Raw genomic sequence first — 21947 nt, forward strand, 5'->3', positions numbered from 1 at the left:
AGGCAGAGATGGACCTGACGCACTACATCGGCGGCGAGGCCGTTCCCGGCGGCGACCGGTTCGACAGCGTGGATCCCTATCGCGGCGACGTGGTCTGCACCGCTCCGACGGCGAGCGCCGAGGATGTTGACGCGGCCGTGGAGTCAGCCCGCCGCGCTGCGCCCGAGGTGGCCGCGATGCCCGCCTACGAACGGGCGGCGATCCTGCGCCGTGTGGCCGATCTCGTCGTGGAGAACGCGGGCGCGATCGGAGAGATCATGGCCCGCGAAACCGGCAAGGCGCTGGGCGACGCGGAGGGCGAGGTGAAGCGGTCGATGGACACGCTTACCCTCTCGGCCGAGGAGGCGATCCGCATCGAGGGTGCGCACGTGCCGCTCGACGGCAGCGCGATGGGCCACGGCAAGATGGCCTTCCTCATGCGCTTCCCGGTGGGCGTCGTGGGGGCGATCACACCCTTCAATGCGCCCTTCAACCTCGCCTGCCACAAGCTCGCGCCTGCTTTCGCCGCCGGAAATGCCAGCATCATCAAGCCACCGCAGCAATGCCCGATGGTCGTGCAGCGGCTGGTGGAGCTGTTCTACGAGGCCGGGCTTCCGCGGAATTTCATCCAGGTGATCCACGGCGGCGCGGCCACGGGGCAGGCGCTCGTGGCGCACAAGGGCGTCGACATGCTGACCTTCACCGGGTCGTCGCGGGCGGGAGAGCATATCCGCGCGAACGCCGGCCTCAGGCCGGTGACGCTGGAACTGGGCGGGGCGGGGCCGACCATCGTCTGCGAGGATGCCGACCTCGACGCCATCGCGCCGGTTCTGGCGCGCAACGCCTCCCGCCTCGCGGGGCAGAGCTGCATCTCGGTCCAGACGATCCACGCGCCGCGCGCCTTGGCCGCCGAGCTGGGCGCGAAGGTCGCCGCCGTGATGGAGAAGCTCCGCATCGGCGATCCGCTCGCCCAGGGGACCGATGTGGGCACGCTCATCGACGAGGACGCCGCCCGCCGCGTGGAGGCCTGGGTGGAGGAGGCAGTGTCGCAAGGCGCGCGCATTCTCACCGGCGGCAACCGCCACGGCGCGGCCTACGAGCCCACGCTCCTTGCGGACGTAAAGCCCGATATGAAGGTCGTCTGCGACGAGGTCTTCGGCCCCGTGGCCAGCATCCTCGCCTACGACGATCTGGCGGAACCCGTGGCCAATGTCACGGCAAGCCCTTTCGGCCTGCAATGCGGGGTCTACACCGACAGCACGGAACGCGCGCTCTGGCTCGCCAAGAGGCTCAGGACGGGCGGCGTCATCATCAACGGAACCTCGACATGGCGGACGGATCAGCTCGCCTATGGCGGGGTCAAGGACAGCGGGATCGGCCGCGAGGGACCGCGCTACGCGATCCGCGACATGACCGAGGAACGGCTGATCCTGTTCAACTACTGACGGAGCGGGGAACGTGGCGAAGATACTGGTGACGGGCGCGGGCGGCTTTCTTGGCGGAGCCGTCGCGCGGGCGCTCGTGGCGCGCGGGGACGGGGTGATCGGCCTCGATTGCGGGCCGAATGCAGGCGCTCTCGATGCAATGGCAGTAACGGAGCCGGCGTTCGTGTCGATCGTGGCCGACATCTGTGACGCGGATGCCGTGGACGCGGTTTTCGCCGGTGAGCGCCCCGACGCCGTGATCCACTGTGCGGCCGTCGTCGGTGTGTTGGCCTCGCTCGCCTCGCCAGTGCGGCTTTTCCGTGTGAACGTGGAAGGCAGCGTCAACATTCTCGAGGCGATGGTGCGCCATCGCTGCGGGCGGATGATCCATATCAGCTCCGAGGAGATCTACGGCGACTTCCTCGGCCCCCGCATCGACGAGACGCACCGCGAGGCACCTCTCCACGCATACGGGATCAGCAAGTGCGCGGTGGAGCATCTGGGCCGCAGCTACCGGGCGACGCGGGGCATCGAGGTGGTGAACATACGCACCTCCTGGGTCTACGGCCCCGGCTTCTTGCGCGACCGCGTGCCGCTCAACATGATACGGGCGGCGGCGGAGGGGCGTGCGCTTCACGTTCCGGGCGGCGCGGAGGAGCGGATCGACCACACCTATCTCGACGACGCGGTCGCCGGCGTCATCGGCGCACTCGACTGCGCCGATCACCCGTTCGACGCCTATCACGTCGCCTCGGACAGCGCGCCGTCGCTGGCCGAGATCGCCGAGGTCGTGCGCGACCTGGTGCCGGACGCCGAGATCACGGTCGGCGATGGCCCCTACCGCCACGGCGGGGACATCGCGATGCCCAGGAAGGGCGCGCTGGACTGCACCCGCGCGCGGGAGGCGTTCGGCTACCGCCCGCAATTCGACATCCGCGCAGGCCTCGCCGCCACGCTCGAGGCGCATCGCGCGGCGCTCGCGACACAGGACTGAGGAGAGAAACGCATGGGCAAGCTGCTCGTCACCGGGGGCATGGGGCATGTGGGCTACGAAACCGTGCGGCAGGCGGCCGCCTCGGGCATCGAGGTCGTGGCGCAATACATGTCGACGTTCCGGGAGGGGGACGCCGAGGCCGCGGGCCCGAACGTGACCTGGGCGCAATGCGACCTGTCGGACGCGTACGAACTGACAATGCTCGCCGCCGCGCATGACATCGAGGGCGTGATCCACACCGCCGCGGTCCCGAACGACAAGCTCGGGATCCCGCAACCCCTGCGCACCTTCCAGAGCAATGTCGTGGCGACCGAACTGCTGCTGGAGACTGCCCGCAGGCTCGGCTGGCGGCGATTTCTCTTCGTATCCACGGGCTCGGTGTTCCAGTCGCTGCCCGACGCGGTGACGCCGGTGGCCGAGGACACGAACCCGACGCCCAGATCGCTTTATGCCGCGACCAAGCGGTCGGGCGAGCTGATGACGTCGGTCTATGCAGACACCTATGGCGTCTCGGCGGCGACGGTGCGGATCTCGTGGATCTTCGGCCCGCCCCTCGTGCCGCGCGAGTTCGACGGGCCGCGCGGGCCCATCCCCGAGTTCCTGCGGCGGGCGCTGAAAGGTGAGGACATTTCCGAACCGTCCGGCGGCGACTTCGCGGCGAGCTTCACCTTCGTGCCGGACTGCGCCGCGGGGCTTCTCGCGCTTTATGGGGCCGAGACGTTGAACCATCGGGAATACCACCTCGGATCGGGCCGAAACCATAGCGCCCGCGACGTCGCCGAGGCGGTGCGGAAGGCCGTGCCCGGCGCCCGGATCGAGGTCGGGTCGGGCACTGCGCCCTGGACCGACACGACCGTGATGCGCGGTCCGCTCGACTGCACGCGCATGTCCGAGGAACTGGGCTTCCGCCCGGGCCATTCGCTGGAAGAGGCCGTCGCCGCCTTCGCCGACTGGATGCGCGCGAACCCCGCCCGCTGGGGAGGCCCGGCATGAAGGACACGCGCTTCGATGTCGTCGTGGTGGGGGCGGGCGCGGCCGGAATGACGGCCGCCGCGACCGCCGCCGCGCATGGGCTCGACGTGATCGTGGTCGAGAAGACGGGTTTGGTCGGCGGCAACACCTCGTATTCCGGCGGCATGGTCTACGTGCCCTGCAACGACAAGATGGCCGAGGCGGGGCATCCGGATGATTTCGACCGGATGATGGCCTATCTCGACGCCGCCGTGCCCACCGACGACGGCCGCGCGGCGCGGGAGCGTTTCGTGAGGCGCGGCCCCGAAGCGGTGCGTTTTCTCGAGGCAAATACCGCGGTCCGGTTGAAGCCGGTGCCGTTCTACCCCGATTACTACCCCGAGTTCGAGGGCGCGGCCGAGGGGATGCGCGTGCTGGAGCCGCTGGCGTTCGATGCGGCGACCCTGGGCGACTGGTTCCGCAAGCTGCGCCCGCCGCTGCCCGAGTTCACCATCCTCGGCGGCATGATGATCGCCCGCGAGGACATCCCGCACTTCCGCAAGATGTGGCGCTCGCCCCGGTCGTTCGCGCGGGCGACGCGGCTGGTGCTGGAATATCTCCTGCAACGCACGCGTCATCACCGGGGCTCGCGGCTGGTGCTCGGCAACGCGCTTGCCGGGCGGCTTCTGAAGTCGCTTCTCGATCTCGGCGTCGAGATCCGCACCGATTGCGCCGTGGAGGAGGTCGTGACGCGGGACGTCCGCGCGACGGGTCTTCGCGTCCGGCAGGGCGACGTGACATACACGCTCCACGCGGAGAAGGGCGTGATCCTGTCCACGGGTGGTTTCTCCAACAGCGCGGAGAAGCGGCGCGACTGGCTTCCCGATCTGGTTAGCCCCGACAGCCCCTTCGCGCCCGGCTCGACCGGCGACGGGCTCGACCTGGGCGTGGCGGCGGGCGGCAAGGTCGGCACCGACAACACCAACAACGCCTACTGGTCGCCCGCCTCGGTCTACACCCGCAAGGACGGGCGAAAGGTCGTCTACCCGCATACGGTGACCGACCGGGGCAAGCCGGGCTCCGTGGTCGTGAACGCGGCGGGGCGACGGTTCACCAACGAGGCGGTGTCCTATCACCGCTTCGGCGAGGCGCTTCTGCAAGGCAACGCCGAGACCGGGAACCTGCCTGCGTGGATCATTTGCGACGCGGATTTCATCTGGAAATACGGGCTTGGCGCGATCATCCCCTTCACGCGGAACCTCAAACCTTATCATGAAGCCGGATACCTCAGGACCGCCGAGAGTTTGCCCGCGCTGGCGAGGAAGCTCGGGATCGACGAGGCGGGTTTCGCTGCCACGATGGAGCGCTTCAACGCCGACGCCGAGCGCGGGCAGGACACCGAGTTCCACCGGGGCGAGGACGTCTATTCCCGGTATCTCGGCGATGCCGACCACCGGCCCAACCCGTGCCTCGCGCCGCTCCGCAAGCCGCCGTTCCACGCCATCGAATTGACGCTGAGCGATCTCGGCACGGTCGCCGGACTCCGGACCACCGAGGACTGCGAGGTCATCGGTGCGGACGGGCGGCCCATCGGTGGACTTTACGCCGTGGGCAACGACATGCAGTCGATCATGCGCGGGCGCTATCCGGGGCCGGGGATCACGCTCGGGCCCGCGCTCACCTTCGGCTACCTCGCGGGGCTCCATGTTGCAGGCAAGGAGGCGGGGTCATGAGCCGCGTCGTCGTCACCGGCGCCTCTGGCCTTCTCGGCGGCTACGTTGCGCGGGCGGTGGGAGCGGAGGCCGAGGTCACGGGCCTCGACGCGCGCCCCCCCTCCGGCGACGTGGACTGGCACCATGTCACGGCGTCGATCCTTGACGAGGAGGCGCTTGTCGCCGCCTTCACGGGCGCCGACGCGGTGCTCCACATCGCCGCCGCCGCGAATATCGGCAGCGCCACACCGTCCCGCATCATCGATCTCAACACCAAGGGCAGCTGGACGGTGATGGAGGCGGCGCGGCGCGCGTGCGTCCCCCGTGTCGTACTCTGTTCGACCGACAGCGTGATGGGCAACACCGTCTGGAAAGAGCATTTCTGGTGCCCCGAGGCCCTGCCCGTGGACGAGGCGCATCCCGTGCGCCCCGCGGACCCCTACGGGCTGTCGAAACTCATGGCGGAGGAAGCCGGTCGCAGCTTCGCACGGCGCGGACTGGAGGTGATCGCGCTTCGGCCGGTCTTCATCCTCTTCCGGTCCATGATGGGGGAGGTGCGGGCGCGCCATTCCGATCCCGTGGGCTACTCCGGCCCCAGCGCCGGCGGCCACGCACCGGCGGGCGGCGGCCTCTGCTGGCACCATGTCGACCCGCGAGACGTGGCCGAGGCATTCCGTCTGTCGCTTCACCTGGAGTGGCAGGGCTTCGAGGCGTTCTACCTCGCCGCGCCCTCGACCCTGCATCCGCGGCCCACGCTGGAGCGGTTGGAACAGGCCTTCGGCCGCCTCCCCGACCGGATCGACCGGGAAATCTACGAAGCCAATCCCTTCGCGCCGATGTTCGACACCCGTGCCGCTGCTCGCCGCCTCGGCTGGCGCGGGCTGCACGACCTGCGCGCCGAGGTCATGGCGCCCGAAAGGAGCACCGCATGAGCGAAACGCATCCGAGCCGCGCGGGCCACATCCACGCCGGGAGCTTCGACTGGCAGGAGATGGGCGACGGCACGCAGCGCAAGATCATGGGCTACGCGCCCGAGATGCTGATGATGCGCAATCGCTTCGAGGCTGGCGTAAAGGGCCCACTGCACAGCCACCCGCATGTCCAGTCGAGCTACGTGGTGAGCGGTCTCTTCGAGATCACCATTGGCGATGCGACCGAACGAATGGGGCCGGGCGACGGCTTTCTCGTCGAGGGCGGAGTGGAGCACGGCGCGCATTGCCTCGAAGCGGGCGAGATCGTCGAGGTCTTCACGCCGATCCGTGACGAGTTTCTTTGAGAACTGGGACGGCACGCGATGGGCAGTTTCCTCGCGGCCGTGGTCCTTCTCACCGCGACGCCCGGACCTGGCGTCCTGTCGGTGGCTGGCGTGGGCGCGGCCTATGGCAGGCGCGCGGGTTTGCGCTTCGTCCTCGGCGTATTCATCGGGACGAATGCCGTCGCGATCCTTGCGGCCTCCGGCCTCGCGGCCGTCGTGATGGCCGAGCCACGCCTCAGGCTCGCGCTCACCGTCGTGTCGGTGGGCTATCTTGGCTGGCTCGCGCTGAGGATTGCGATGCAGGGCGACCGGATCGCGCTTGCGACGCATGCGCGGCCGCCGGGCGTGGCGGGCGGCATCGTCCTGCAACTGGCAAATCCCAAATGCCACGCCGTGAACCTGTCGCTCTTCTCGGGGTTTCCGATCTCGGGGTTTGGGGTGGGCGCGGAGATCGCGGTGAAGTTCGCTGTCATCAACGCGGTCTGGGTGCCCGTTCATTTTGCGTGGTTGGCTGGCGGCAACGCCCTTTCCCGCGTCGATATGACACCCGGTTCGCGGCGAGCGCTCAACCTTGCCATGGCTATGGCGATGCTTGCAGCCGTCGCTCTTGCGCTGGCGGCGGGCTGACAGGTGCCGAGGCAGCGCTCAGGGGCGGGTGATCGCCGTGACCAGCGTCTGGATCAGCGCCATCGCCCCGGAGACGGGTTGCAGACGGCTCTCCGCGCCCGTGTCGAGAAACAGCGCGACTTCTGCGTGGGCGGCAAGCGGGCTGTGGGGACCGTCCGTCAGCGAGACGATGCGGCGGCCCGAAACATGGGCGTCCATCACCGCGTCCACGACAGGCTGGGAATAGGGCGGGAAGGCGATCGCGAAGAGCACGTCGTCCGGCCCGATCGTCGCGATCTGAGGGCCCGCCATTCCGCCGGCGAAATCCAGCAGCGAGGAGGCGCGCTCCCCGCGGATCAGACCATAATGGAAGTAGTCCGCCATTGGCCGGGAGCGCCTGAGCCCCGCGACATAGATGTGACGGGCCGGCCGCAGAAGCTGGATCGCGCGGGCCACCGCCTCGCAATCACAATCCTCCGACAGACGTTGCAGCGATTCCCGCTGTGCCGCGATGCAGGCTTCGAGCGTGGCACGCGCGTCCGGTGGCGGCATCGCCTCGTCCCTTTCGAGAACGCGGTCGCGGACATTGGCCTGCCCCTCGATCAGTCGCTGGCGGAAGATCTTCTGAAGCTCGGAGAACCCGCTGTAACCGAACTCCTTGGCGAAGCGGATGAGCGTCGAGGGCTGGATTCCGAGTTCGCCCGCGATGACAGGTGTCGTCTTTACCGCGAAGCCGTTTGGCTCCTCCAGGGAGGCGCGGGCGATCCTCTGAAGATGAGGGCTCAGCGACGGAAAACGGTCCCGGATTCTCTGCCTCAGGGCATCGAAGGTTTCCGGTGGATCGGCGGGCACGGGCGCGAATTTTTCGTTCATGAGCAGTTTATAGCATGCTTTCAATTCCGTTGAAAAAATTTTCGTTGACGTGGATAGAAAATTTTTTCAATCATATGAACAGGGTTTTCGATCGGCTCGGAGGAGGGGCCCTGAAAACCGGTTTCGCCCGCACCCGTTCGGGCTCGCTCAAGGGAGGATCACCATGTCCAACTCGAAGATCACGCGCCGTGAGCTCATGGGCTCGGCGGCAGCTGCGGGCGGCGTCGCCGCCTTCTACGGCCCCTGGAAACACAATCGCGTCCACGCACAGAATGCGCCGATCCGCATCGGCATCACGTCGGACGCCTCGGGGCAATACGCCAACTCGGGCGCGTCGGATCGGCGTGGCATGCTCATGGCAATCCATGAGGCCAACGAACGTGGCGGCGTGCTCGGCCGGCAGATCGAGCACATGCATCTCGACACGGAGACGACGCCCGCCACAGGAAGCCGTGTCGCCGAGCGTCTCATCAACCGCGAAGATTGCGGCTTCCTCGTGGGTGCCGTGAGTTCGGGCGTCGCGAACGCCATCAGCCAGGTCGCGCAGCGCTACGGGGTGATCTACCTGAACACCAACTCGTCCTCGCCCACGGAGTCGGGCGAGAACTGCCACCGCGTGAAATTCGTCTGGGACGGCAACGGCGCGAACTTCTCCAAGGCCGCGGTCCGCAACTCGATCGACGCCTACGGCGGGCGGATCATGTTGCTGACCAACGACTACGTCTGGGGCCACGACACGGCGCGGGCGACGCGCGCGCTCATCGACCAGTATGGCGGCGAGGTCATTGACGAGATCCTGATCCCGCAGGGCACGCGCGACTTCTCGGCCGCGCTCCTGTCTATCCAGCAGGCGAACCCCGACGTGGTTGCCGCAGCCGTGGGCGGCGACGACCAGATCGCGCTGCGCCAGCAGGTCGCCCAGCTTGGCATGGGCGAGAACACCGCCTGGATCAACAACCAGCAGGACTGGCCCGACGTCTACGGCCTGCCGCTCGACAACCTCTTCGGCGTCTTCGGCACCACCTGGTACTACAACCTCGACCTGCCCGGTGTGCAGGAGTTCGTGGGCCGCTACCAGGAGATGTATCCAGACACTTCAATGCGGGTGCCGGGCAACGTCTTCTACAACGGGTACATGGCGACGAAGGAGCTTCTGGCCGCGATCGAGCGGACCGAGAGCACCAACAACCACGACATCATCCGCGCCCTCGAGGGCCACGTGATGCCGGCGGCCGAGCGGATGCAGCACCATGACGCGGTGATCGACCCGAACACCCACCAGGTGCAGCAGACGATCTACCTCGCCACCGCCAATCCCGACCCGGCCGACGAGAACGACATGTTCCGCATCCTCACGCAATCCTCGCCCGGTGAGGTCCGCGACGAGAACGCGCCGGAGATGTGCAACCTCGAAAGCTTCGAGGAGACGCCGAGCTTCGACGCCTGAGGCGCCGAAGAAACGCGCGGCCGGGGTTCCCTCCCAGGCCCCGGCCGCGTTCGCCGCCGCACCGGCGGTCATCGAGGACAGGACATGATCGAGCTCATACCGCACATCATCAACGGCCTGACGCTTGGCCTTCTATTCGCGCTTATCGCGCTGGGCTTCACGCTGATCGTGGGCGTGATGGAGGTCATCAATCTCGCCCACGGCGCCATGTTCGCGCTCGGCGCCTATTTCGCGATGACGACGATCGGCGGCGGCTGGTTCGCGGGCACGGAATTCGGTGCGTGGTGGCTCGGACTGCCCATCGGCATGCGCTACGCGGTCGGCATCGTCGTGGGCCCGCTCCTGGCGGCGGGGGCGGGGATGATCCTGGAGCTTTGCCTGCGGCCCACCTACGGGAAGGCGCCGCTTTACGGGCTTCTCCTGACCTTCGGGGCGGCGCTGGTGATCGAGGAGATCATCCGCCTCACCTGGGGCACGGGCGAGCAGAGCCTGACTGTCCCTCAGGCGATCAACGGCGCGTTCCTCATGGGCGGGCTGATCTTCTCGAAATACAAGTTCTTCGCGGCGGGCTTCGCCATCCTCGCCATCTTCACCGTCTGGCTGTTCCTGGAAAAGACGCCCTACGGCGCGATCATCAAGGCGGGCGCCCATGACAGCGAGATGGTCCGCGCGCTGGGCTACGACCTGTCGAAGCTGCGCCTTCTGGTCTTCGGCTTCGGCGCGGCGCTGGCTGCGCTGGCGGGGACCGTCATGGCGCCGATCTGGGGCCTGCGCCCGCATATCGGGATCGACGTGATCATCCCCGCTTTCCTCATAATCGTGATCGGCGGGGTTGGCAGCTTCTGGGGCGCCGTGATCGCCGCCGTCCTCGTGGGCCTCTCGGTGGGCATCACCGGGGCCTACGCGCCCGCATGGTCGATGCTGTCGATGTACCTGCTCCTGATCGCCATCGTGGGCTTCCGCGCCCGCGGGCTTCTGGGGCGCAAGTCCGCTCTGGAGAACTGACGCCATGTCCATGATCACCCTCAGCGACATTCCCGCGCGCGGCGGCTCGCCCTTCACGCCGGCCATGGGCATCTTCCTCGCCGCCGTCGCGACCGCGCCCTTCTGGCTGCCCGCGGTGGGCCTCTATCAGTATCTCGGCATCGAGGTCGCGATCTGGCTGATCTTCGCCTTCGGCTTCAACCTGCTCTTCGGCTACATCGGCCTGCATTCCTTCGGCCACGGCGCATATCTGGGGATCGGAGCCTACGCCTTCGGCCTGTTCCAGCAGGAGGTGGCCGTCAGCCTCTGGGGCGGGCTTCTGGCCGCCGTGCTCGCCGCGACGGTCGCGGGCGGCATCGTCGCGGCCTTCATCTCGCACCGGCGGGGCATCTACTACGCGCTGATGACCATCGCCTTCGGCCAGATCTTCTGGTTCTGCGCGATCAAGCTGCACGGGATCACCGGCGGCGAGGACGGGCTTCTTGGAATCCCGCGCCCCGACTTCGTGCTCGGACCCATCCGCTTCGGCCTGCAGGACAACGCGAGCCTCTACTGGCTGGTCGCCGCGTTCCTCGCGCTGACCGTGGTCGTGCTCTGGCGGCTGGTGAACGCGCCGTTCGGACGGGTGCTCCAGGCGATCCGCCAGAACGAGACGCGGGCGCGCTTCGTGGGCTACGACGTCTGGCGGATCAAGTGGCTGACCTTCACGCTGTCGGCCGCTTTCGCGGGGCTGGCTGGCGGGCTTTTCTCCATGGCGCAGGAGAGCGCCTACCCGGACGTCATGAGCCTTCACCAGTCGGGCCTCATCGTGATGATGATCCTCGTCGGTGGCGGCCTCGTCAGCTTCTGGGGGCCGGTCCTTGGCGTCATCCTCTACTTCGTCGCCCGCGACATCATCGGCGGCATCACGGAGACCTGGCTTCTGTGGTTCGGCCTGATGTTCGTCATCATGGTGATGGTCCGCCCCGAGGGGATTGCCGGTCTTCTCCACGTCGCGCGGACGCGCCTCGGCCATGCGCCGGCGGCCCGGCCCGCGGCCAAGCCGACGGAGGTGTGAGGATGGCGTTGTTCGAGGCGAAGAACCTCCGCAAGCGGTTCGGGGCGCGCGTGGTGCTCGAAAACGTCTCGCTCTCGGTCGAGGAGGGCAGCGTGCACGGCATCATGGGGCCGAACGGTGCGGGCAAGACGACGTGCTTTCACGTCCTGACGGGGCACTACGCGCCCGATGGCGGAAGCATCACCTTCGAGGGTCGCGACATTACCGGGCTCAAGCCGCACCGGATCGCGCGCATGGGGATATCCCGGTCGTTCCAGATCATGAACCTTTTCGACGACACGGTGGTGATCGAGAACGTGATGCTGGCGCTGCCTGAATTCCGCCAGCGGGGCATGAACCCTGTCCGCGACGTCTTCGGCGACAGCGCGCTGATCGACCGCGCGCTTGCCGTCCTCGACCAGGTGGGCCTTGCTCACCGCGCGTGGGAAAAGGCGAAATCGCTGCCCTATGGCGAGCGCCGGGCGCTCGAGATCGCGGTCGCGCTGGCGCCCGAGCCCCGCATCGTCTTCCTCGACGAGCCGACATCCGGTCTCGGGACCGAGGCCACACGTGCGCTGGCCGAGCTGATCGGCAAGCTTCGCCATCGCTACACCATCGTCCTGATCGAGCATGACATGCATTTCCTCTTCGACCTCGCCGACCGGATCTCGGTCATCCACTGGGGCCAGGTGATCGACGAGAACACGCCCGCCGCGCTCAGGGCCAACAAGTGGGTTGCGCGCTCGGCCCTGGGGGAGGTCGCCTGATGCTGGAAGTCGATCACATCGAGACGTTCTACGGCGAGACGCAGGCGCTTTTCGGCGCGTCGCTTACCGTGGGGCAGGGAGAGGTCGTGGCGCTTCTCGGCCCGAACGGGGCGGGCAAGACGACCACGATCCGCTCAATCCTCGGCCTTTCGCCGCCCAAGGGGGGGCGCGTGCGCTTCGAGGGGCAGGAGATCACGCACCTGCCCACGCATCGCATTTCACGCATGGGGATCGGCTGGGTGCCGGACGACCGGCGGGTATTCCCGTCCCTCTCGGGGCGCCGGAACCTCGCGCTCGGCACCCGGCGGACGAAATACCACCGCTGGAGCGAGGCGGAGATGGTCGAGATCTTCCCCGCGCTCGAACACCTCATGACCCGCGATTGCGAGAACATGTCGGGCGGCGAGTTGCAGATGGTCGCCATCTCGCGCGCGCTTCTGGGCTCGCCCGGCCTCGTCCTCTTCGACGAGCCGAGCCAGGGTCTCGCGCCCAAGATCGTGCAGGACGTGATGAAGACGATCCGGCGGCTGAAGACCGAGGGGATTTCCTGCCTGATCGTGGAGCAGCACGCGTTCGCGGCACTCGAGGTCTCGGACCGCGTCTACGTCATGGACAAGGGCCGGATCGTGCACGAGGGGCGGGCGGCCGAGCTTCTGGACAACCCGGCGCTGCGCCGGCGGCTGGTGGGGATGTGACGATGACGATGCTCGATGTCAGGCAACTCGAGAAGGTCTATACCAGGGGTCGGTTCGACCGGACGCCGACCTTCCACCTCGCCGCGAACTTCACCATCGAACGCCCCGGCATCGTCGGCATGATGGGGCCGAACGGATCGGGCAAGACGACGCTCTTCGAGCTCATCACCGGGTCGAACGCGCCGACGCGGGGCGAGGTGCTGGTCGCGGGGCGCGACATCCACAAGGTCCGCACCGATCAGCGCGACCGCCTTGCGATCCACTATCACCAGTCCTACCAGGTCCGGCATTTCCGGTCCTTCAGGCCGAACGCGCTGATGCAGCCCGCCGGTTCGGATTACCCGATGCTGCATCTTTTCGACGAGCCGCAGTTCAACACGCAGGACGGCTATATCGGCTTCATGCTCGACTTCTTCCGGCGCCTTCGGGACGAGGGGCGGCTGGTATTCCTCTGCGTCCATCCCAACGAGCGCTTCCACCTCGAGATCGTCGAGGAGATCTGCGAGAGCTTCATCTTCGTGAACAAGGGCACGGTCGCGCCGCTTGCCTCCTACGAGGCCGTCCTCGCGCACGAGCCCGCCCGCGCCTACCTCGGCGACCTGCTGACGGAGCGGGCGGCATGAGCGCGGTTTTCCGCAAGGCCGCCTATGCCACGCCCGTCTCGCGCACGTTGGTGGCGGCGGATTTTCCGGCCTTCAGCTTCGGCGTCTTCAACGATCCGCCGGGACAGGTGTGGGCGGATTTCACGCACGACACCGACGAGTTCGTCGTCGTGGCGGAGGGCGATATGGAGATCGAGGTGGCCGGCGAGACCGCGCGTTGCGGGCCGGGCGATCTCGTCCTGATCCCCGCGCGGGCGCCGCATACGCTCAGAACGTCGCGAAACGCCGGCTCCATGTGGTTCTACGGCTACGGCCATTTCGAGGGCAACGATGGCTGAGCCCCTGCGCATCGCTCTTGTCGGCTGCGGTCTCATCAGCCTCTACCACCTGCGCGCGTGGCAGGCGGCGGGGGCCGAGATCGTGGCGCTGTGCGACACCGACCGCGCGAAGGCCGAGGCGCGGGGCGCGGAGTTCGGCGTGTCGCGCATTCACGACGACGCGGGCGAGATGTTCGCCGAGGGCGGCTTCGACGCGGTCGACATCGCCGCCTCGGTCGGCGCGCATGCCCCGGTCGCGCGCATGGCGGCCGATCACGGCGTCCACATCATGTGCCAGAAGCCGCTGACGGAAACCGTGGCCGAGGCCGAGGCGCTGATCGTCGACGTGGGCGAGCGCGTGCGCTTCATGGTGCACGAGAACTACCGCTTCCGGCCGCACTACATGACCGTTCGCCGGTGGATCGACGAGGGACGCATCGGGGCGGTGCGTCACGCGCAAATCTCCTGTCGTGGCTCCGGCCTATGCCCGCGTGAGGGCGACGTGCCCTTCCTGATCGAGCGGCAGCCCTACCTCACCGGCTTCCGTCGCAATCTCGTCTTCGAGACGATGATCCACCATCTCGACGTGCTCCGCTGCCTCTGCGGCCCGCTCGAGGTCGTGGCCGCGCGCCTCAACCGGCTGGCCGAGGGGCTGCCGGGCGAGGATACGGCGGCGATCCTGATGACGGGCGCGGGCGGCCTTCTTGCCACCGCCGACGGTTGTCTGGTGGCGCCCGGCTACCCGCCGCTTCACGGCGACCGGCTGGAGGTGATCGGCGAGACTGGCACCATCGTGATGGAACTCAACCGTGTCTTTGTCGTGGGGGCGGAGGAGGAGGCCGTCGAGGTCGACCTCCTCGGCCGCTACCAGGAATGTTTCGACACCGTCATGGCGGGCTTCGTGCAGGGCCTCCGTGATGGCACCCCGTTCGAGACCGACCGTCTCGACAATCTGGAGACCCTGCGCCTGATGGAAAGCGTCTATCGGGCCGCGGGGGTGGAGGTATAGGCGATGAACCGGCAGAACACGCTGACCCCCGAGATCGACCCCGACCGCATCGATCGCATGTTCGATGTCACGGGATTGCGCGTCTTCCTGCCTGGCGGCTACGGCGCGATCGGCGAGGCCATCTCGCTTGCGCTCGGGCAGCGCGGTGCACAGGTCGTCGTCGCGGGTCCCTCGGCGCAGAAGGCCGAGGTGTTGGCCGCGCGGATCGCGGCGGCCGGCGGCAAGGCGCACGGCATCGCGCTTGACGCACGCAGCGTCGCGGACATCACGCGGGCGACGGCGCAGGCGGTGGCGCTGACGGGCGGAATAGACGTTCTGGTGAACTGTGTCGGCATCCAGCGCGAGCAGGCGCTGATGGACGTGACCGAGGACACGTTCGACGAGGTCTACGAGACCAACCTCAAGTCGGCCATGTTCCTCGCCCAGGCCGTCGCGCGGGACCAGATCGCGAGGGGCAAGGGCGGGCGGCAGATCCATCTTCTGTCGGTGCGCTCGCAGCTTGCGCTGAGGGGCCGGGGCTACTCGGCCTATTGCGCGACGAAGGGGGGCCTCGTCATGCTGGTGAAGCAGCACGCGATGGAACTGGCGCCGCATGGCATCACCGTGAACGGGGTCGCGCCCACCTTCATCCAATCCGACCGCATCCGGCCCCATCTCGAGAAGCCCGAGTTCCGCGACTTCATCCTCGAGCGCAATCCGCTCGGCCGGATCGGCGACCCGCTGGAGGTGGCGGGGCAGGTCATCGCCTTCGCGGCGCCGGCGGGCAGCTACATGACGGGGCAGGTCGTCTATATCGACGGCGGTGTGACGGCTTCCCAATGACGCGAAAGCTGCGCTCGGCCCGCTGGTTCGACCCCGACGATTTGCGCGGCTTCGGCCACCGCTCGCGGCTCATGCAGATGGGCTACGCGCCCGAGGACTGGGCCGGGCGGCCCGTCATCGCGATCGTCAACACCTGGTCGGACATCAACCCCTGCCACGCCCATTTCCGCCAGCGCGTCGACGACGTGAAGCGCGGTGTCCTGCAGGCGGGCGGCTTCCCCATCGAACTTCCGGCGCTGTCGCTCAGCGAGAATTTCGTGAAGCCGACGACGATGCTCTACCGCAACCTTCTGGCGATGGAGACGGAGGAGCTTCTGCGCTCGCATCCCGTGGACGGGGCGGTGCTGATGGGCGGCTGCGACAAGACCGGGCCGGGTCTCCTTCTCGGCGCGATCAGCATGGACCTGCCGTGCATCTTCCTGCCCGCCGGACCCATGCTGCGCGGCAACCTGCGCGGCGAGGTGCTGGGGTCGGGGTCGGATACGTGGAAATACTGGGACGAGCGGCGCGCGGGGAAGATCGGCCTGACGGAATGGCAGGAGGTGGAGGCCGGCATCGCGCGGAGCTACGGGCACTGCATGACGATGGGCACGGCCGCCACGATGACCGCCATCGCGGACGCGATGGGCATGTGCCTGACCGGCGCCTCCTCGATCCCGGCGGCGGACGCGAACCACATCCGGATGGCGGCGGCCTGCGGGCGGCGCGCGGTCGAGCTCGTGCACGAGGACCTGCGCCCCTCGCGCATCCTGACGCGCGCCTCCTTCGACAACGCGCTCGCGGTCGCTATGGCCATGGGGTGTTCGACCAACGCGATCATCCACCTCATCGCGCTGTCGCGGCGCGCGAGCCACCCGCTGACGCTTGACGACTTCCACGAGGCCGGAAAACGCGTGCCTGTGCTGGCCAACATCCGTCCCTCAGGTGCGAAGTACCTGATGGAGGATTTCTTCTACGCCGGCGGATTGCGCGCGCTGATGGCGCGGATGGAGCGCCATCTCGACGGCACCGCCGCGACGGTCACTGGGCGCACCCTTGGCGAGGAGATCGCGGGCGCGGAGACGTGGTTGCCGGACGTGATCCGGGGCCTCAACGATCCGGTGTCGGCCGAGCCCGCCATGGCCGTCCTGCGCGGAAACCTCGCGCCCTACGGCGCGGTGATGAAGCCGTCCGCTGCCGATCCACGGCTTCTGAAACACCGTGGCCCGGCGCTTGTCTTCGACAGCTATGCCGAGATGAAGGCGCGGATCGACGACCCGGCGCTCAACGCCACGGCCGACACCGTGCTGGTTATGCGCGGTGCGGGGCCGCAGGGCGGGCCGGGGATGCCCGAATGGGGCATGTTGCCGATCCCGAAATACCTTCTGGAGCAGGGGGTGCGCGACATGCTTCGGATTTCCGACGCGCGGATGAGCGGGACGAGCTACGGCGCCTGCATCCTCCACGTCGCACCCGAGGCGCATGTGGGCGGTCCGCTCTCGCTGGTGCGGACGGGCGACACGATTGCGGTCGATGCCCATGCCGGGACGCTCGACATGGATGTGGACATCCGCGAATTCGCCGCCCGCAGCGAGGCTTGGGTCCCGCCCGAGCCAAAGTTCGGCCGCGGTTATGGTTGGGCTTATGCCCGCCACGTCATGCAGGCCGACCAGGGTTGCGATTTCGATTTCCTCGAAACCGGTTTCGGCGCCGCTGCGGGCGAGCCTGAGATCCTGTAGAAGAATGGGTAGAGACATGACAGAGACGCAGCCGAAACTCCTCATCGGGGGCGAGTTCCGGAGAAAGGGAAACGGGGCACCGATCCCGGTTGTGAACCCCTGCACGGGCGAGACGCTCTGGGAACAGCCCGCCTGCGACGCGGACGACGTTGCGGAGGCCTTGGCGCATGCACGCGCCGCGCAAAAGAAGTGGTCGACCGTTCACGGCTGGGACCGCGGCCGCATCCTGCGCGCCGTCGCGGCCGAGATGCGCGCGCGCACGGACGCCATCGCCCGCGCCCTGTCGCTCGAGATCGGGCGGCCCATCGCGCAGGCGGCAGGCGAGGTCGGTGCGGCCATCGAGCAGTTCGAATGGTTCGCGGGCGAGGCCGAACGACTGTTCGGCGACACGATCCCCTCCCGGCAGGGCGGGCGTCTGCTGACCGAGCCCGAGCCCGTGGGCATCTGCGCAGCCTTCACGGCGTGGAATTTCCCCGTCAACCTCCCCGTGCGCAAGATCGCGCCCGCGCTCGCGGCCGGCTGCGCGATCCTCGTGCGGCCCTCTGAACAGGTGCCGCTGACCTCGACGCTGATCGCCGAGGCCTGCGTCGCGGGCGGGGTGCCTGCCGGGGTTGTCCAACTCCTTCTTGGCCGGGCGGAGGACATCTCGCCCGCGATCATGGCCGCGGACGAGGTGCGGAAGATCTCGCTGACTGGGTCCACCCGCGTTGGGCAGATGCTGATGGCCGAGGCCGCGAAGACCATGAAGCGCTGCTCGATGGAGCTTGGCGGCCATTCGCCCGTGGTCGTCTGCGCCGACGCCGATGTGGAGGCCGCCGCGACCCAGTGCGCCGCCTTCAAGTTCCGCAACGCGGGCCAGGTCTGCATCGCGCCCAATCGGTTTTACGTGGAGGAGAGTGTCGCCGACCGCTTCCTCGCGAAGATGAAGGCGGAGGCCGAGGCGCTCGTCCTCGGCGACAGCCAGGTTGCGGGCACGACCATGGGCCCCCTGACGCTCGCCTCGGGCCGCGACAAGGTGGAACGCCTGATTGCCGACGCGCAGGACCGTGGCGCAAGGCTCGTCACGGGCGGCCGGAGGCCCGAGGGGCGCAACGCGGGCTTCTTCCTTGAGCCAACGGTACTTGCCGACGTGCCCGACGAGGCAGCAATCATGGCCGAGGAACCCTTCGGTCCCGTCGCTCCCGTCGCCACGTTCCGGGACATGGACGACGCAATCGTGCGCGCCAATTCCACGCCCTATGGCCTCGCCGCTTACGGCTTCACCGGAAGCCACGCGAAGGCCGAGGCGCTGTCGCGCGGCCTTCACGCCGGGATGGTCGGGGTCAACACCTTCATGGTCGCCCACGCGGAGGCACCGTTCGGCGGCGTCGATCACTCGGGCACGGGGCGCGAGGGCGGCCGTGAAGCGATCCGCGACTACCAGAATACCAAGCTCACCCACATGATGGCGGTTTGAAACATGGCTCTGTCGGTCAACCCGCTGAACGACCTGTGGAGCAAGGGTCGCTGCGCCCTCAATGGTTGGATTGCGTCGCCCGGGCCCATTACGGCGGAAGCCATGGCAGGAGCCGGCTGGGACGTGCTGACGGTGGATCTTCAACACGGATGCGTCGATTATTCCGATCTCCAAACCCTATTCCCGATCATCGAGAAATCAGGGGCTGTTCCATTCGCCCGTGTCCCTTGGCTCGACGAGGGGCAGATCATGCGGGTTCTGGACGCAGGCGCGATGGGCGTCATCGTGCCCATGATCGAAACCGCCGAACAGGCCCGTCGCCTCGTCAAGGCCTGCCGCTATCCGCCACATGGAGGTCGAAGCTTTGGGCCCATCCGAGCGCGCTATAGTTGGCCCGGCGAGTATTCTGTCGAGGCAGCAAACGCATCCGTCGTCGCACTTGCAATGATCGAGACTCGCTCAGGCGTTGAGGCCCTCGACGAAATTCTTTCCGTGCCGGGGCTGTCTGGCATCTACATCGGGCCGAGCGATCTCGCTTTGAGCTACGGCTACCCTGCTCGTTTTGATCCCGAGGTACCCGAACTGGTCGATCTCTTGGCATTGGTAAGAAAGAAGACAGCTGACTTTTCCCTACGGTGTGGGCTTCATTGCGGGACCGTGGACTACGCCATACGTGCCGCTGGATGGAAAATGGACCTCGTTACCGTCGGCTCAGACACGCGGTTCGTGGAGGCTTCGGCAAAAGAAGTCGTCCAGAGCTACCGCGGCGCTTGGTGACAACACACCGTCGTTCGCTTCAAGTTGTGTCGACAAAAGCTTAGGGCCGATTACGTCGATGCCGTCGCCATGCCGGAATGGCGAGAAGCCGGCCTTCGCTGCATCGCGCTTCGAATGTCCGCCCCGCCGTCTTGCAGCTGCAATGAGGCCGTCCGGATCGGACGGGGCAGCGCAACGGAATGGCCGGGCAGCGGGGCGCCGCCCGGCGTCGGTTGGGTTCAGTTCGTCTCGGGCCCACCAGCCTCATCGCCGGGAGTCCGCGCTTCGAGCGCATCGATTGAAACGACGTGCACGCGCCTGTCCGCGTCGAAGGACACGCTCCAGGCATTCGGCAGCGCCACCGCTTGGGCGACGCGCGCCGGCTGGCCGAGGTTTCCCCCGAAATCCCGCTGCGACAGGAGCAGGTCGCGCGTCACCATCGGCTCTGCGAAGATAAGCGCGCCGTCCCAGGCACCGTAGATCATCACGGCTTCAAAGGGCCGGCCCGAGAAAACGGGATCGGTCGCGTCGAGCCAGTGCTCCCCCATGGCAGGGATCGGATCGAGTTCCGGCGGCGGCACGTAGTTCGGCGGCATCAGGTCGGCCGTGGGGCGGTTTGCAGCCTTTTCCATGAAAAGCGGGGCGGCCGGATCGATGGCGAGCCGCTCGGCCTCCGTCAGGAGGTAGAAGTGCACGTCGAAATGAGGGGCGCCGAAAAGGTCGCCGGGCGCATGTCCGTGCGGCATCCAGTCGAGCGAGACGTGGTCGTAGCCGGCCTCGGTCGCCGCATCGGGCAGCGGCACGGTCAGGAAGACCATGTCGGGGCCGAGGGTTGCGATGGCCTCTTCGGTCATCTCGATGCCGATGCGGGTGGGGGTGCCATCGGCAGCGACCTCCGCGAAGGCGCGGACGGTACCGTCTCCGAGGGGAAGTTCGGGCGCGAACTCGATGCCCTGGGCGTTCAGGGTGAGCGGCCAGAGCGCGAGGCCGGTCAGAAGCATGGTTCGGATCGAAGGTTTCGTGATCATCTCTTTGTCTCCATTTGCTTTGCGAGAGGGGCCCGCGCCGTGCGACGGTGCGGAGCGTGGGTCACTCGGCCGCGAGGGCCATCGGGGTGATGCGGCGCTGGAAGATCCCGCGCGGATCGTGAAGGGCACGGAGTTCGTTGATCCGCGCCTTCGCCTCGGCGCTGAGCGTCGGCAACATTCGGTCGGGACGGTCGAGATCGGCCTCGCCCACGTAAGCGCCCGTGCAGAGCGGCGCGACGGCGTCGATCGCGGTACGGAGCCAGCCGATGTTCAAGTCATCGGCCTCCGCGCAGTCCCAGATCGCGTAGAGCGCGCCGAAAATGCGCCCATGGCAGGAAAAGGCCGCATCCATGGGCGTCTCCACCGCGTTCGAGCGCAAAACGACAAGACCCATGCACGCCGCTGACGGCGCGAGAGCCATGTCCTGCGCGACCCGGCCGAGAACCTCGCCGTAGCGGGCATCCGACCACAGCGTGTCGACGGCATAGCGGCGGCCCTCCGGCATGGAGGGCTCCGTCGCCTCATAGAGTGTGGGCATGGGCGTCGGCATCGGGCCGATGACCTGGAGCGCCTCGGGCGCGCCCTGGCCGAGCGCACCGTGGATCGCGCAGGCCTCCGCGTCGGTCTTGGCGAAGACGGTTGCGATCGCCGCAAGCACCGGACCGGTCGGCGTCGGCGTGACCTTCGTGGTGAACTCGACGCAGGCGGGCGCCCTTGCCACCACGTCCTCCGCCCAGGCCGCGATCTCCGCGACCATCGAGGCGGGGTAGACGCGGATCGTGGTGCTCGTGGCCTTGGCCGCCTCCCGGAGCCGCAGGTGATAGGCGGTGACGACGCCGAAGAACTCCGGCCCCGCGCCGCGAACCGCCCAGAAGATGTCGGCGTTCTCCTCCGCACTCGCCCGAACGAGGCGACCGTCCGCAAGGACGACCTCCACGGCCACGACCGAGAAGCAGGCAAAGCCCCATTCGGCCGAGTTCCAGCCGACGCCGCCGCCGAGCAGATAGCCCGACATCGGCACGCTGCCGCAATGGCCGAGCGGGAAGGCGAGACCGTGGCGCTCGAGCGCGGCGGCCATGCGGGCATTGGTGACCGCAGGTTCCACGCGGGCCGTGCGCCTCTCGGTGTCGAGCTTCAGCCCGTCGAGCGCGCCGAGGTCGATTACCATGTCGGCCTGCGCGGCGATCCCGGTAAACTGGTGGCCGCCGCCCCTCGGCGACACGGTGAGGCCGTTGGCGGCGGCGAAGCGGACCGCCTCGGCCACGTCGCCGGCGCAGGCTGCGCGAACGATGATCTTCGCCCGGCGCCGCGGCTTGCGGCCGTTCCAGATGAGTGCGTCGGCCTCGGCGCCATGGCGGGGTTCGAGCGCGGTGATGACGGTGCCGCTGATGCGGGGGATGAGCAGGTCGGTGTTCATGTCGTCTCTCTTCCGGGCACGGGCAATGAGCGCCGTTCCCTCGTGGGTCGGGTTTGGCTGCGCGAGTCGCGCCGTCGGGTTCGGTGGTGTAGGGTGGAG

The 21947-nt window shown here is 67.8% G+C and carries 22 protein-coding genes; 19 read left to right on the forward strand and 3 right to left on the reverse strand.

The features are described from left to right. Nucleotides 1-8: 8 nt before the first annotated feature. The 7 genes from P6F26_RS05440 to P6F26_RS05470 are packed head-to-tail and all read left to right on the forward strand — an operon-like array spanning nt 9 to nt 6942. Entirely contained in the window at nt 9-1424 is a 1416-nt protein-coding gene (locus P6F26_RS05440) for an aldehyde dehydrogenase family protein (RefSeq protein ID WP_278027639.1), read from the forward strand. A gap of 13 nt (nt 1425-1437) precedes the next feature. Next, nucleotides 1438-2397, forward strand: coding sequence for an NAD-dependent epimerase/dehydratase family protein (locus P6F26_RS05445; protein ID WP_278027640.1), 960 nt, complete (start codon nt 1438-1440; stop codon nt 2395-2397). Between the two features lie 12 nt (nt 2398-2409). Then, nucleotides 2410-3390: an NAD-dependent epimerase/dehydratase family protein gene (locus P6F26_RS05450; RefSeq protein ID WP_278027641.1), complete on the forward strand. Its 981-nt coding sequence runs from the start codon at nt 2410-2412 to the stop codon at nt 3388-3390. Next, nucleotides 3387-5081 (forward strand): FAD-dependent oxidoreductase, encoded by a 1695-nt coding sequence (locus tag P6F26_RS05455; protein WP_278027642.1) that lies wholly within the window; start codon nt 3387-3389, stop codon nt 5079-5081. Before P6F26_RS05450 ends, P6F26_RS05455 begins: the two co-directional genes overlap by 4 nt. Continuing rightward, the gene (locus P6F26_RS05460; RefSeq protein ID WP_278027643.1) at nt 5078-5992 is read left to right on the forward strand and encodes an NAD-dependent epimerase/dehydratase family protein; all 915 of its coding nucleotides are present in this window, start codon (nt 5078-5080) and stop codon (nt 5990-5992) included. Before P6F26_RS05455 ends, P6F26_RS05460 begins: the two co-directional genes overlap by 4 nt. Then, nucleotides 5989-6336, forward strand: a complete 348-nt coding sequence (locus P6F26_RS05465; protein ID WP_278027644.1) for a cupin domain-containing protein — start codon at nt 5989-5991, stop codon at nt 6334-6336. Before P6F26_RS05460 ends, P6F26_RS05465 begins: the two co-directional genes overlap by 4 nt. Nucleotides 6337-6354: 18 nt before the next feature. Continuing rightward, complete coding sequence (locus P6F26_RS05470; protein ID WP_278027645.1) at nt 6355-6942, forward strand: LysE family translocator; 588 nt, start codon at nt 6355-6357, stop codon at nt 6940-6942. 18 nt (nt 6943-6960) lie between these two features. Here P6F26_RS05470 and P6F26_RS05475 read toward each other — a convergent pair whose 3' ends face one another. Further along, on the reverse strand, nt 6961-7794 hold the full coding sequence (locus tag P6F26_RS05475) for a MurR/RpiR family transcriptional regulator (RefSeq protein ID WP_278027646.1): 834 nt from the start codon (nt 7792-7794) through the stop codon (nt 6961-6963). A 163-nt stretch (nt 7795-7957) separates the two neighbouring features. Here P6F26_RS05475 and P6F26_RS05480 point away from each other — a divergent pair, with 163 nt between their 5' ends. From P6F26_RS05480 to P6F26_RS05535, 12 genes are all read left to right on the forward strand, one after another. Beyond that, the gene (locus P6F26_RS05480; RefSeq protein WP_278027647.1) at nt 7958-9241 is read left to right on the forward strand and encodes an ABC transporter substrate-binding protein; all 1284 of its coding nucleotides are present in this window, start codon (nt 7958-7960) and stop codon (nt 9239-9241) included. An 84-nt stretch (nt 9242-9325) separates the two neighbouring features. Further along, nucleotides 9326-10246 (forward strand): branched-chain amino acid ABC transporter permease, encoded by a 921-nt coding sequence (locus P6F26_RS05485; protein WP_278027648.1) that lies wholly within the window; start codon nt 9326-9328, stop codon nt 10244-10246. Between the two features lie 4 nt (nt 10247-10250). Further along, entirely contained in the window at nt 10251-11282 is a 1032-nt protein-coding gene (locus tag P6F26_RS05490) for a branched-chain amino acid ABC transporter permease (RefSeq protein WP_278027649.1), read from the forward strand. Between the two features lie 2 nt (nt 11283-11284). Next, nucleotides 11285-12028, forward strand: coding sequence for an ABC transporter ATP-binding protein (locus P6F26_RS05495; protein WP_278027650.1), 744 nt, complete (start codon nt 11285-11287; stop codon nt 12026-12028). Beyond that, on the forward strand, nt 12028-12723 hold the full coding sequence (locus tag P6F26_RS05500; protein ID WP_278027651.1) for an ABC transporter ATP-binding protein: 696 nt from the start codon (nt 12028-12030) through the stop codon (nt 12721-12723). Before P6F26_RS05495 ends, P6F26_RS05500 begins: the two co-directional genes overlap by 1 nt. Nucleotides 12724-12725: 2 nt before the next feature. Further along, complete coding sequence (locus tag P6F26_RS05505; RefSeq protein WP_278027652.1) at nt 12726-13346, forward strand: ATP-binding cassette domain-containing protein; 621 nt, start codon at nt 12726-12728, stop codon at nt 13344-13346. Beyond that, the gene (locus P6F26_RS05510) at nt 13343-13663 is read left to right on the forward strand and encodes a cupin domain-containing protein (RefSeq protein ID WP_278027653.1); all 321 of its coding nucleotides are present in this window, start codon (nt 13343-13345) and stop codon (nt 13661-13663) included. Before P6F26_RS05505 ends, P6F26_RS05510 begins: the two co-directional genes overlap by 4 nt. Continuing rightward, a complete protein-coding gene (locus P6F26_RS05515) occupies nt 13656-14651 on the forward strand; it encodes a Gfo/Idh/MocA family protein (protein ID WP_278027654.1) in 996 nt (331 codons plus the stop codon). The genes P6F26_RS05510 and P6F26_RS05515 overlap by 8 nt, the downstream gene beginning before the upstream one ends. Before the next feature lie 3 nt (nt 14652-14654). Further along, the gene (locus tag P6F26_RS05520; protein ID WP_278027655.1) at nt 14655-15473 is read left to right on the forward strand and encodes an SDR family NAD(P)-dependent oxidoreductase; all 819 of its coding nucleotides are present in this window, start codon (nt 14655-14657) and stop codon (nt 15471-15473) included. Beyond that, a complete protein-coding gene (gene araD / locus P6F26_RS05525) occupies nt 15470-17191 on the forward strand; it encodes an L-arabinonate dehydratase (protein WP_278027656.1) in 1722 nt (573 codons plus the stop codon). The genes P6F26_RS05520 and araD overlap by 4 nt, the downstream gene beginning before the upstream one ends. A gap of 16 nt (nt 17192-17207) precedes the next feature. Beyond that, complete coding sequence (locus tag P6F26_RS05530; protein ID WP_278027657.1) at nt 17208-18647, forward strand: NAD-dependent succinate-semialdehyde dehydrogenase; 1440 nt, start codon at nt 17208-17210, stop codon at nt 18645-18647. A 3-nt stretch (nt 18648-18650) separates the two neighbouring features. Next, nucleotides 18651-19424, forward strand: coding sequence for an HpcH/HpaI aldolase family protein (locus P6F26_RS05535; protein WP_278027658.1), 774 nt, complete (start codon nt 18651-18653; stop codon nt 19422-19424). 218 nt (nt 19425-19642) lie between these two features. On the opposite strand, the gene P6F26_RS05540 is transcribed toward P6F26_RS05535, so the two are convergent. Together P6F26_RS05540 and P6F26_RS05545 are read right to left on the reverse strand one after the other, a co-directional pair. Further along, nucleotides 19643-20431 (reverse strand): DUF5602 domain-containing protein, encoded by a 789-nt coding sequence (locus P6F26_RS05540; RefSeq protein WP_278027659.1) that lies wholly within the window; start codon nt 20429-20431, stop codon nt 19643-19645. A 61-nt stretch (nt 20432-20492) separates the two neighbouring features. Then, a complete protein-coding gene (locus tag P6F26_RS05545; protein WP_278027660.1) occupies nt 20493-21848 on the reverse strand; it encodes an FAD-binding oxidoreductase in 1356 nt (451 codons plus the stop codon). Nucleotides 21849-21947 lie beyond the last annotated feature (99 nt).

This window comes from Roseicyclus salinarum, assembly GCF_029624655.1.
In the GTDB taxonomy this organism is placed as follows: Bacteria; Pseudomonadota; Alphaproteobacteria; order Rhodobacterales; family Rhodobacteraceae; genus Roseibacterium; species Roseibacterium salinarum.

What these genes read in the sequence shown, in the direction of transcription:
- P6F26_RS05440 (WP_278027639.1), top strand. Translation starts at nt 9, where the DNA reads ATGGACCTGACGCACTACATCGGCGGCGAGGCCGTTCCCGGCGGCGAC.
- P6F26_RS05450 (WP_278027641.1), top strand. Translation starts at nt 2,410, where the DNA reads ATGGGCAAGCTGCTCGTCACCGGGGGCATGGGGCATGTGGGCTACGAA.
- P6F26_RS05455 (WP_278027642.1), top strand. Translation starts at nt 3,387, where the DNA reads ATGAAGGACACGCGCTTCGATGTCGTCGTGGTGGGGGCGGGCGCGGCC.
- P6F26_RS05460 (WP_278027643.1), top strand. Translation starts at nt 5,078, where the DNA reads ATGAGCCGCGTCGTCGTCACCGGCGCCTCTGGCCTTCTCGGCGGCTAC.
- P6F26_RS05465 (WP_278027644.1), top strand. Translation starts at nt 5,989, where the DNA reads ATGAGCGAAACGCATCCGAGCCGCGCGGGCCACATCCACGCCGGGAGC.
- P6F26_RS05470 (WP_278027645.1), top strand. Translation starts at nt 6,355, where the DNA reads ATGGGCAGTTTCCTCGCGGCCGTGGTCCTTCTCACCGCGACGCCCGGA.
- P6F26_RS05475 (WP_278027646.1), bottom strand. Translation starts at nt 7,794, where the DNA reads ATGAACGAAAAATTCGCGCCCGTGCCCGCCGATCCACCGGAAACCTTC.
- P6F26_RS05480 (WP_278027647.1), top strand. Translation starts at nt 7,958, where the DNA reads ATGTCCAACTCGAAGATCACGCGCCGTGAGCTCATGGGCTCGGCGGCA.
- P6F26_RS05485 (WP_278027648.1), top strand. Translation starts at nt 9,326, where the DNA reads ATGATCGAGCTCATACCGCACATCATCAACGGCCTGACGCTTGGCCTT.
- P6F26_RS05490 (WP_278027649.1), top strand. Translation starts at nt 10,251, where the DNA reads ATGTCCATGATCACCCTCAGCGACATTCCCGCGCGCGGCGGCTCGCCC.
- P6F26_RS05495 (WP_278027650.1), top strand. Translation starts at nt 11,285, where the DNA reads ATGGCGTTGTTCGAGGCGAAGAACCTCCGCAAGCGGTTCGGGGCGCGC.
- P6F26_RS05500 (WP_278027651.1), top strand. Translation starts at nt 12,028, where the DNA reads ATGCTGGAAGTCGATCACATCGAGACGTTCTACGGCGAGACGCAGGCG.
- P6F26_RS05505 (WP_278027652.1), top strand. Translation starts at nt 12,726, where the DNA reads ATGACGATGCTCGATGTCAGGCAACTCGAGAAGGTCTATACCAGGGGT.
- P6F26_RS05510 (WP_278027653.1), top strand. Translation starts at nt 13,343, where the DNA reads ATGAGCGCGGTTTTCCGCAAGGCCGCCTATGCCACGCCCGTCTCGCGC.
- P6F26_RS05515 (WP_278027654.1), top strand. Translation starts at nt 13,656, where the DNA reads ATGGCTGAGCCCCTGCGCATCGCTCTTGTCGGCTGCGGTCTCATCAGC.
- P6F26_RS05520 (WP_278027655.1), top strand. Translation starts at nt 14,655, where the DNA reads ATGAACCGGCAGAACACGCTGACCCCCGAGATCGACCCCGACCGCATC.
- araD (WP_278027656.1), top strand. Translation starts at nt 15,470, where the DNA reads ATGACGCGAAAGCTGCGCTCGGCCCGCTGGTTCGACCCCGACGATTTG.
- P6F26_RS05530 (WP_278027657.1), top strand. Translation starts at nt 17,208, where the DNA reads ATGACAGAGACGCAGCCGAAACTCCTCATCGGGGGCGAGTTCCGGAGA.
- P6F26_RS05535 (WP_278027658.1), top strand. Translation starts at nt 18,651, where the DNA reads ATGGCTCTGTCGGTCAACCCGCTGAACGACCTGTGGAGCAAGGGTCGC.
- P6F26_RS05540 (WP_278027659.1), bottom strand. Translation starts at nt 20,431, where the DNA reads ATGATCACGAAACCTTCGATCCGAACCATGCTTCTGACCGGCCTCGCG.
- P6F26_RS05545 (WP_278027660.1), bottom strand. Translation starts at nt 21,848, where the DNA reads ATGAACACCGACCTGCTCATCCCCCGCATCAGCGGCACCGTCATCACC.